The following is a 9,385-nucleotide window of genomic DNA, read 5'->3' as shown; positions in this document are numbered from 1 at the left end:
TCTTGCGAATACTGCCCATGAGCAGAAATACGCGCAGAAACAGAAACTTAGGAAGAAAGAATAGGGTGATTGACACCCGCGCGGCTAGAGACCGACCATAAGGTCAAGGAGTTCGGTGCTGTAACGGCCAACACCAACCGCTAACCAAGGGTTTCGACGCCCCCGGAGCAGCGCGTCACTGCTCCTTGTCAATCTATAGCTTATGAACGCGGAATTGTCTTCGCTGAATGTGACAGGCCAGATAGCAGGCGTTGATTTAGCTTAATATTTCGGGCTCGTGTGACCGAATTGCCATTATCCCCAAATGTCAGACCCAAGCGGGCAGGGCGCTGCCAATGCGGAAAAGCACGCTAGTCGCGCGCTTTGAACTCTCTCTCTATGCCTGCCCATGATACGCTCGGCCAGCCAGCGTCAAGGATCGGCGGTTCCCCCAATTTTCTTCGCTTGGGCTAGCGCCCAGGCTACGAAAATCGGCTCCCCCGCCGCCCGCCTCTGGCGGCTGCTGCGCAGTCCCTGACTCCGGCTGGCCTACAGCGCAGCGTCTTTCGTCATAGAAACGAAAGGACACAATCATGACCAGAGTTTTCGGAACAAGCGTCGAACCCGGTGGTTACGAGCTGGATGATGACATGGCCGTCATCACTTGCCCCAAGTGCAGCGGCGAAGCGATTGAACGCTTCTTCGAGACGTGTGACGGCGGCTCCATCAATCGCAACCACACAATCATTTGCACCGAATGCGATCACGCTACGGGCGATTTGCCCGATGGCTTTTATCACCAAGCAGATCATAATCCCGATCCGGAGCTTGATGCTCTGATCGGGGATCTCGGTTACTGAAGAAATTTTCGGGAGACGGCTTCGGCCGTCTCCCTCTTATTTGCCGTCAGCGGATAAGGGATGCATTAGACAAGCGTTTTCCGCCACCCCGCACAGATGACCAATCATCGAGCGAACTTACCGACGATGAATAAGGTGCGGAAAACGCGGTTAACAAGAGGTTAACCGCACTTGAAGCCCGAATCAGTAAATGACCGATAACCTTCCATTATCGGGCATTGAAAAGAGGGGCGACAGATCAGCGCCGACGGCGCGCAGCTCTATTCATAGATCCTGAAAAGCTTTCATCGCGTCTTGCTTACGAATCTGGCATGAATGGATTCATGCTGCCAGCACTCGGACGATTCGAGCGCTGTTTCCTAGCTGCATAGGGCAGGACTGCCGGAAATTTGCCCCCAAAAGCCCGAATTGTCAGGTTTTTGCGACAAATCCGGCAAAATCCGATGGAAAATAGTTTCCAGTACCATTTTGCTTTATGTTGCAAATAGGGTAGCGTGACAGCTTACGCGGCCACGAGTCGTATTGATGAATTTGATTTGGAGTTAGAAACAAGACCCGGAAATGCAAACCCCGACGCAGCAAGCTACATCGGGGGGCAAAAGATAAATCCATAAAGCGTTTGGCGACGCTCTGAGGGACAGCAAAAACTTAAGTTCCAATTTATGGTCTCCCGCCCCCTCTGTCAACATCAAACGCAGCTTTTGCGAACGGCTCTGCTTTGCCCGGTTTTCGGAGAGGAAACCAATGCAAACCATAGCAAGCTTCAGAAAGATGACGCCTGGCATTCTCGCCAGCGCGGCACTCGCCATGCAAAGCGATCATGCACCAGTGACGAAAGCCCAAGTGGCGAGCGCATTGAAGAAATGCGCCGGTCGCCTAGGGATAAAAGGCTACACCTATCAGATCCTCGATACCTTGCTGGCGATTTCACCGGCCAAGGACTGGACGCATGAAAATCGCCCGGTTGTGGCGATCTCCAATGCGCGTCTTGCCTATGATCTGGGCGTCAGCGAAAAGACCGTCTCACGCGCAATCCGCGCGCTCGTCGAGGCGGGCATTGTCGCTTATCGCGACAGCCCGACCGGCCGCCGCTATGTGAACCGCGAAGGAGGTGGAAGCTTCGGCCTCGACTTTTCGCCAGCACGTCATCGCCTTGCCGAGCTGGAAGAACTGGCGAACGCCCATCTTGAGACATGGCGCTCGATGCGCGAGACAACACGCCAATGCCAAGGTGTCGCCCGTCAGATCGTTGATGCCCTTGAGCAGCTACGCCGCGACGGCCATCAAACGAAACGGTTCGAGGATCAGTTCAACCGGTTGGTGCCGCATTTCCATGAGCAGCGATCGCAACCTGAATATCTCTCTCAGCTCGTTGATCTGCTGAACGATGTACTTGCGCTCTATGCCCCTTTTGAGAGGGATCAAGATTGTGCATATCCTGATAATGAAGAAACAATTATGTCCCCCACACAGGACAAATATGTCCCCCCATATACAACTACAACCTCCCCACATTCTGTAGAAGAGAAGCGGAATCGGGCTGACGCCCGATCAGTCAATAAGACTGAGATCGGCAAAGCCGATCAAATGGCTTTTGAAAAAAAGCCTGTGCGGACAGGAGCCTTTGCACAAGCTGAAAGACCGTCAGACACAGATCCAGCAACAACCCTCGATTTACTCCGGTTAGGGTGCCGCCAATTGCAGGCTGAATATGGAATTGGGCTGCAAACTTGGCATGATCTTGAACGGAACGCCGAAACAGTTCGGACGCTGATCCAGATCCCGCGCGAAACATGGATTGCCGGCGTACAGGTCGCCGGCCTGCACAATGCGCTGGCGGCGCTTGCTATTGTGGCCGAGAAAATTATGCGCGCGGCAGCCCTGAAGCCCGGCGCGGCCGAGATCCAGAAGCCAGCCCGTTATTTCCTGTCGATGCTCTATCGTTCCGCTCAGGGTGAATTGCATCTTGCCCCATCTCTGCGGGCGTTGGCGAAGTCGGCAATGAACTGATCGGTGAAGGCTATTTGATCGTCTGCCGTGGTCATAGCGGCAGGGTGGAGGACTTGCCCCCGCCTGACTGGCGACAGGAATACGGCCGCGGATGAAAGCCGCGCAGGTCGTCATTCTGAGGCGCGTCAGACACCGCGCAGCGTTTTAACCGTCGCGGCTGTGGTCGATCGTGACGGGAGCATATGCCGCGCGATCAATTTTTCTTCCGCCAGATGCCACCTGACACAGCAATGCAGGGAGGGAGCCTGCATCGATGATCGGCGCCAGGGCCGGGGTGCGTTAGCAGAAGGCGCGACCCTGAATGATGGTGGCTGGAAAGTTGGGAGTCTTCAATCAGGCCGTTCAGTGCAGTCGAGTCATGAATATCTCGGAGCCAGAGACATAGCGGATATATCTCCTTTGCATGGCCGCGTTGTCGATCGATAGGCCACTAGAACCGGCCGACCCCGCCGCAACGGGAAACGAAACGATTTTCCCCGCGCCTGCGGCGCTCCTCGCGAAACAAAATCGTTCCTAAATCCCGCCCTTCGCTTCGCTGCGGCCCTGCGGGTGCAGCAGGGTCTCTAACCGGTCCTTACTCGTGTCCATCGACAACGCAAGCAAAGGAGATCGCGCAATGTCTGACCTCGTAAACTTCATCAAGTTCGACGCCGAAACCGACAACCTGACCGGCAATCTCGCCACGCTGTCCTTCGACATCGACATCACCGGCGAACCCTTCGCCAGCACAAACCCCAAGGCTCCGGTTTATCGCCTCTTCGCAGAATCCCCGCGCAAGCGCCGCATCGAGATTGGCGGCATCTGGCGGAAGAAGAACCAGAGGGACGCCGATTACTACACCCTCACCGTCAACACCGGCTTTGCGAAGCTAAACGCCAACCTCGGGCGCTATCCGGGGCAGGATGACGAAAGCCTGATGGCAGTCATCCCTTGGGATTAATCCCCTTGCCCCCGCCCAGGCGGGGGCAAGTCCTCCACCTCGCGACAGTGAAGATCCGTTTCTGACGGATTTTTGTTTCGCCCGAAGGGCAAAAGTAAGAGCCGACATTTTGTCGGCCTTCCGCTCAAAAGGGTTTTTCAGCCCGAAGGGCCGTAGCCTGCTTTCAGAAGAAAGCAGGCGCAGCAGGCGGAGGCCTGAACGCGCAAATAAATAGCGCTGTAGAGAAGGCCGGAGCCAGAGAAAAAACCCCGTCGGCCGTAGGCCGACAATGCCCAAATTTCTTGTGGATTTCACTTCTATGAACTTTTTATTATTCAGAAAACGAATGTTGAGCGCCAGATCGATTTTTGCTCCATTCTTTGCTAATATAATTTCGATCCGATGTGATTTGCGTTTCCCCCGTACGGGGGAAATCGCCACTCATCGTATCAACGACCGAAATTGACTTTAGTATTAGGTCAGCACGTCCGCGCCTTGGTTCTGCCTATTGAAGCACGCCGTTGACAGGCCAGACCTAAATGCTATCGGTTGGGAATGTTCCTCGAATAAATCACACCCATAAGCGAACCAATTAAAGTCAAACCTTGGAACACTAGACCGGCGGAAAGAATGAAGGGATCTATTACAGTAAAACCATTTGAAGGTATTCCCGTTGCAGACGAAATTGAACCCGGTCAGGCCGGTGTCAATCTCACATTGCTTTCAGAAATAGCGGATAATCCACCACCGAAGAACAAACATTGGAATGAAATGTTTCGCCGGATGGTGCTCAATCCAAAACCAGACGGGAGCGTACCAACAAACGACGAGTTAGCTGAAGCTCTAGGCGTTTTCCGCGATACAGTGCGGAGAGCTAAGCTTAGATGGCAGAAACTTGGCCTCATATATCGTGTCAACTATAACGGCTTGTACGCGTATAACTCCAAGCTGCTCGTCGTTAAGAATCGACAAGGTGAGGTAATTAATCTGCCTTGGATAGATGCAAGGGCTGCGGAAGAGAACGCGCCCAACGTTTAACGTTTATCGATACTGTCCAAACAGATCGACTTGCTCAGACTCATTACCGGCCGATACTTTGTCGGCCGGTACTTTCGCCCGGTTTTGAGCATCCTTGACGGCCTGCTCATATGCCTCTTCCAGCGATAACTCCTGCTGGTCTCCTGCCTTGTCGATAGATTCGGCAAGGTGCTTTTCTTGCTTAGGCGGGACAGCGCGGGCGGGTGGGGATTTTTTCAAGACGTCTTTTACATAAGCGTCAATGTCGGCTTCATTTGTAAACGTACCCTTTGGCTCGAAAGTGTATGTCCACTTTGCCGGTTTATTGGAATCACGGTGGGCAGACTTTCCATCAGGGAAAGGGAAGTGAACCTGATAAACGCTCTTGCCGATTCCTGTGACAAAGGCTTTCACGCCCTTTGCATCGACACCCAATTCGGAGCTGAACTCGGAGCGAACAACGGGGCTCTCGCGCCTTGTTTCTTTTTGCCATTTCATACCGCCTGTGGGCTGTGTCTCACGGCGATATTCGTAATAGGTCGTTTCGCCGAGATCGCGTTCCATGCGTTCGGCAGTTGGTCCGAGGTTGATGCGCGTGATGATCTTTGTACCGACAGAAGCCATCAACACTTCTAACACCTCTTGCCCGTAATTTTTTGCGATCTGAGAAAGATCCTGCAAGCCGAGTACGGCACAAACGCCTTTCGATCGTCCGAGGGTGACAAAGCGCTCGAAATCCTTAATGGCAGGCAGTTGCCCCCATTCATCGAGAAAGAACCAAATACGCCGGAACGGATCGTCGGGTAGAAGATTGCTATCTGTCACGGTAGAAACCGCGACAGCATACAAGGCCGAGATCCAGCCATCAGACAATTCTGCATAGCGGCCGGAATGCTGGACTATGACGGTGCGTTGATCCGTTTTTTTGACGAGCCAGTCGCGCAAGAAAAATCGCTCACGGCCATGATAATCCGGCCATGCTGTAGCCAGCATTTCCAACAAACGCATTTTGGTTTCGAGCTGGCCGAGTGTGGACATGACTTGTTTGTAATCGGCAGCAAGATAAATGTCGGAACCACGCTGATAGCGCAGCATTATACGCAGCAAGGTTTCCTGATCCTGCCTTGTCTCATTGAGCAGATCGAGCCACGTCCATTCCTTCGGTTTAATGTCCATCAGCTTGATGGCGCAGCCAGATAAAACGGCGCGTGCCGATGCCGTAAAGAAGGGATGACCATCATCAGGAATGAGACGTTGCGCAAGCTCAACCGCATCCTGTGAGTTCACCAGATCAGAAGCAATATCCCATACCGCTGATCGCTCATCCTGCGGCGCAAGCAAGATAGGTGAGACCTCGACGCCGTTGCGGATCGAGTTGGGTGTGATGCTGGTGTAGTCGCCCTTTTCATCGAAGATAATGGCTTTATCGCCTCGCTCAACAACAGAGTTGATCATGCGGCGGAAGGTAACGGTCTTGCCCCCACCGGGAGCCCCTAAAATGAAAGTATGGTTCGTTTCGCGTTGCAATGTGTAACGCCAGCCGTTGAACATATGAATGCCCGGCGACTTGGCATACTGGTTATGTTTTTGCTCGTAAGCAGCAGCCTTTAGAAGCGCATCCATCTTCTCGACAACCATGCCTGAAACTATGACCTGGTGCCTGATACGCAGCCACTTTTCATAGACAAACCAAATGGCGATCGCGAACGCCATCAAGATGGGCGTCCAGATCAAAAGAAGGTTTCGCGAAAGTTGCGAAACCGCCGGATAGCCAGCTTGCTCAAGATGTATCCGGCAGGTTGAAGCCTTCCAGAATAATGCACAATCCCAAGCCTGAGAAAGACTCAGGCCAGTGGTTTGTCCATTTGGTCCGATCCATGTCGGAGCGACAAATCGCATGTACCAGAACAGAGGTGCAATCAGGATGACGACAGCGAAGCATAACAGAAAGAAATTGGGCGAGGGCTCATGAGGTTTTGTTATCATTTCTCAAAAGCCTTCCTGCCTTTTTCGATCATAGCATCGCGAAGTTTCTCGTTATCTTTTTGTTCAAAGGCAGTGAGAAGAACACCGAGAATGAACGCAGGATTTTCGCCACGTAATCCGGCCTTAGTGACTAGTCCACCAAGCATGATTTTTTCATGGGCGTCCTTGCGTCTGTCTGCTGCCATTCCTTCTTTGTGCCTCCTGTAGAGTTGTTGCAGGTGCTGATTTAGCTGGCCGTAATCATTCAGTCCCTGAAGATTGAAATCGGGCAGCTACTTCCTTCAAAGCTTTGAGCAAATCGCGGTCGCTGATCTCAAGATCCGCAAGGCCAGCTTTGACGGCTATCGAACCCAATCGCTCAGCTTCCTTGCTTCTTTCTTCTTCAAGGCGCTCCTGTAGTCGGGCAATCTCCTCCTGAATCTTCGAGACTCTCGAAACTTTAGCCATTCATCATTCTCCAATGAAAATTACTTTATGCCATTCAATGCTAATCCGATTTGCAACATACAGCAACAACATTCACAACCAGTAGTGGAGCGCAGCGAAAACTCAATAAAGAGAGAGTTGGCTTTGCCAACGCATTCTTAGTCCCGTCTGGACCTGCGTAGCAGTCCCAGTTCCAAGGGCGCACTTATGTATCGACAAATCGATACCTTGCTGATATTTGTGAAAGCATGGCGATATTCCATCTTCATGCGCAGGTCTTGAGCAGAGCGACAGGGCAGAGTGCCGTCGCTGCCGCCGCCTATCGTCATTGCGCAACGATGACGAATGATCGCTATGGAACTACCCATGATTTCACAGCCAAGCGCGGCAATGTTCATAGCGAAATAGCTATCCCTGATAATGCTCCAGCGTGGGCTCTAGCGCTAAGTTCCATGCCAGCCGCAAAGGCATCCGAAGTTTTATGGAATAAGGTCGAAGCGGCTGAAATCCGAAGTGATGCACAGGTCGCCCGCGAAATGACACTGGCCTTACCTGTCGAGCTTTCTCAGGAACATAACATTGCCCTTGTGCGTGAGTTTGTTGAAACCAACTTTTCGCGAAATGGCGTTGTTGCCGATTGGGCATATCATGACAGCCGAGGTAATCCGCATGTCCACATTATGACGGTTCTGCGACCACTCGCTGATGATGGTTTCGGGCCTAAGAATGTGCGATCACTTGATGCAGATGGCAATCCCAAGTTCTCCAAGAATGGTCATGCCCTTTATAGGCAGTTCGCCGGTGACAAAGAGCTTATTCCAGCACTTAGAGAGTCGTGGGCAGAAACACAAAATCATCACCTTGCGCAGCATGGATTTGATATTCGTGTAGACCATCGATCCTATGCGGAACGTGGGATCTCCATCGAACCTATGATGCACCGTGGCCCGGTTGCCGATGCTATGGATCGCAAGGGCGGGCATTCAGATCGTATCAAAGTCAATGCGGATATTGAGGCGCAACGCCGTCAACACATCATGGCTGATCCGTCGATAGTGCTAACGCTGATTACCGCAGAAAAGTCGGTTTTCGATGAGCGCGACGTTGCCCGAGTTTGCCATCGCTACACCGACAATCATGCTGACTTCCAAGCTCTTTTCTATCGTGTGGGAGCCCTAGATAATCAGGTTATGATCTCCGCTCCGGTGTTTGATCCAATCAGCGACAAAATGCTGGAACGGCCAAAATTCACAACAACAGAAGTTTTGCAAACTGAGCGTAACATGATGGCAGCGGCGCGCACTTTGCGGAGTCGCGACAGCTTCTCATCCTCGCCAAAAATTGCTGCAAAAGCCCTCAGTCAGGTCGAGAAAGAAGTCGGCTTCAAGTTTGACAGTGAGCAGCAATCCGTCATTGGTCGCCTGACAGAGAATAACGGAATATCCGTTATGGTCGGCTATGCCGGTGCAGGTAAATCAACTGTCATGAATGCCGTTCGTGCGATTTATGAGGCACAAGGTCATCGCGTTGTTGGTGGAGCCCTTGCGGGCAAAGCCGCCGTTGGTCTGGCTGAAAGCGCTGGCATTGAATCGCGTACCCTTGCGTCGTGGGAAGCGTGCTGGAAAAATGATCTTCATCTCTTACAGTCCGGTGATATTTTCGTGCTGGACGAAGCCGGAATGGTCGGCTCGTCTCAGATGGAAAAATTTGTCAGCAAGGTTCAGGATGCGGGCGCAAAGCTGATTCTGCTAGGCGATGCCAGACAGCTCCAGCCTATTGCTGCAGGTGCCGCATTTCGAGCAATCGCGGATGATGTGGGATATGTTGAGCTTGCCGGAGTTCGCCGTCAGCGTGAAACTTGGATGCAGCAAGCGACCATTGACTTTGGTAGCGGGCGCAATGCGGAAGCCATCGCTCGCTATATCGAAAATGATATGGTTCACCTTGAGCCAGACAGTCAGACAGCCCGCAGTCATTTGATCGACAATTGGTCGCGCGATTGGGAGGTCGGTGCTGATGTGCTGATGCTGGCGCACCGTAATGTGGACGTGCATGCCCTTAACCAGTCGGCGCGTGAATTGATCAAAGAGCGTGGCTGTTGATTGCCGCTGAGAAGTGACCCGGTTTGGGGTGATATTTCCATTTAGAATTGACCCATGTTTGAACCTTCCCTCGTTTGTTTTTCAGC

At 52.5% G+C, this 9,385-nt stretch carries 8 protein-coding genes; 5 read left to right on the top strand and 3 right to left on the bottom strand.

The annotated features are described in order from the left end of the window. Positions 1–572: 572 nt before the first annotated feature. The 4 genes from FGI60_RS25700 (at position 573) to FGI60_RS25685 (ending at position 4,806) form a co-directional block, all read left to right on the top strand. Positions 573–839: a hypothetical protein gene (locus FGI60_RS25700; protein ID WP_138787537.1), complete on the top strand. Its 267-nt coding sequence runs from the start codon at positions 573–575 to the stop codon at positions 837–839. Between the two features lie 744 nt (positions 840–1,583). After that, positions 1,584–2,849, top strand: coding sequence for a plasmid replication protein RepC (repC, locus tag FGI60_RS25695; protein WP_138787536.1), 1,266 nt, complete (start codon positions 1,584–1,586; stop codon positions 2,847–2,849). Positions 2,850–3,465: 616 nt separating this feature from the next. Then, complete coding sequence (locus tag FGI60_RS25690; RefSeq protein ID WP_138787535.1) at positions 3,466–3,789, top strand: DUF736 domain-containing protein; 324 nt, start codon at positions 3,466–3,468, stop codon at positions 3,787–3,789. Between the two features lie 609 nt (positions 3,790–4,398). Further along, positions 4,399–4,806, top strand: a complete 408-nt coding sequence (locus tag FGI60_RS25685; protein ID WP_138787534.1) for a helix-turn-helix domain-containing protein — start codon at positions 4,399–4,401, stop codon at positions 4,804–4,806. A gap of 3 nt (positions 4,807–4,809) precedes the next feature. On the opposite strand, the gene FGI60_RS25680 is transcribed toward FGI60_RS25685, so the two are convergent. From FGI60_RS25680 to FGI60_RS25670, 3 genes are read right to left on the bottom strand one after another with little or no spacing between them, the layout of a single operon-like run. Further along, entirely contained in the window at positions 4,810–6,771 is a 1,962-nt protein-coding gene (locus FGI60_RS25680; RefSeq protein WP_138787533.1) for a type IV secretion system DNA-binding domain-containing protein, read from the bottom strand. Continuing rightward, entirely contained in the window at positions 6,768–6,956 is a 189-nt protein-coding gene (locus tag FGI60_RS25675) for a conjugal transfer protein TraD (protein WP_138787532.1), read from the bottom strand. Before FGI60_RS25675 ends, FGI60_RS25680 begins: the two co-directional genes overlap by 4 nt. A gap of 55 nt (positions 6,957–7,011) precedes the next feature. After that, complete coding sequence (locus tag FGI60_RS25670) at positions 7,012–7,218, bottom strand: TraC family protein (protein ID WP_138787531.1); 207 nt, start codon at positions 7,216–7,218, stop codon at positions 7,012–7,014. Positions 7,219–7,445: 227 nt separating this feature from the next. Here FGI60_RS25670 and traA point away from each other — a divergent pair, with 227 nt between their 5' ends. After that, positions 7,446–9,299: a Ti-type conjugative transfer relaxase TraA gene (gene traA / locus FGI60_RS25665; protein ID WP_138787530.1), complete on the top strand. Its 1,854-nt coding sequence runs from the start codon at positions 7,446–7,448 to the stop codon at positions 9,297–9,299. Positions 9,300–9,385: the final 86 nt, after the last annotated feature.

It is taken from the genome of Brucella haematophila (assembly GCF_005938105.1).
Classification (GTDB): Bacteria; Pseudomonadota; Alphaproteobacteria; order Rhizobiales; family Rhizobiaceae; genus Brucella; species Brucella haematophila.
Note: the sequence above shows the minus strand (reverse complement) of the source record. Positions and strands in the feature narration are given on the sequence as shown.

Coding starts and splice junctions, on each gene's coding strand:
- FGI60_RS25700 (WP_138787537.1), top strand. CDS start 573: ATGACCAGAGTTTTCGGAACAAGCGTCGAACCCGGTGGTTACGAGCTG.
- repC (WP_138787536.1), top strand. CDS start 1,584: ATGCAAACCATAGCAAGCTTCAGAAAGATGACGCCTGGCATTCTCGCC.
- FGI60_RS25690 (WP_138787535.1), top strand. CDS start 3,466: ATGTCTGACCTCGTAAACTTCATCAAGTTCGACGCCGAAACCGACAAC.
- FGI60_RS25685 (WP_138787534.1), top strand. CDS start 4,399: ATGAAGGGATCTATTACAGTAAAACCATTTGAAGGTATTCCCGTTGCA.
- FGI60_RS25680 (WP_138787533.1), bottom strand. CDS start 6,771: ATGATAACAAAACCTCATGAGCCCTCGCCCAATTTCTTTCTGTTATGC.
- FGI60_RS25675 (WP_138787532.1), bottom strand. CDS start 6,956: ATGGCAGCAGACAGACGCAAGGACGCCCATGAAAAAATCATGCTTGGT.
- FGI60_RS25670 (WP_138787531.1), bottom strand. CDS start 7,218: ATGGCTAAAGTTTCGAGAGTCTCGAAGATTCAGGAGGAGATTGCCCGA.
- traA (WP_138787530.1), top strand. CDS start 7,446: ATGGCGATATTCCATCTTCATGCGCAGGTCTTGAGCAGAGCGACAGGG.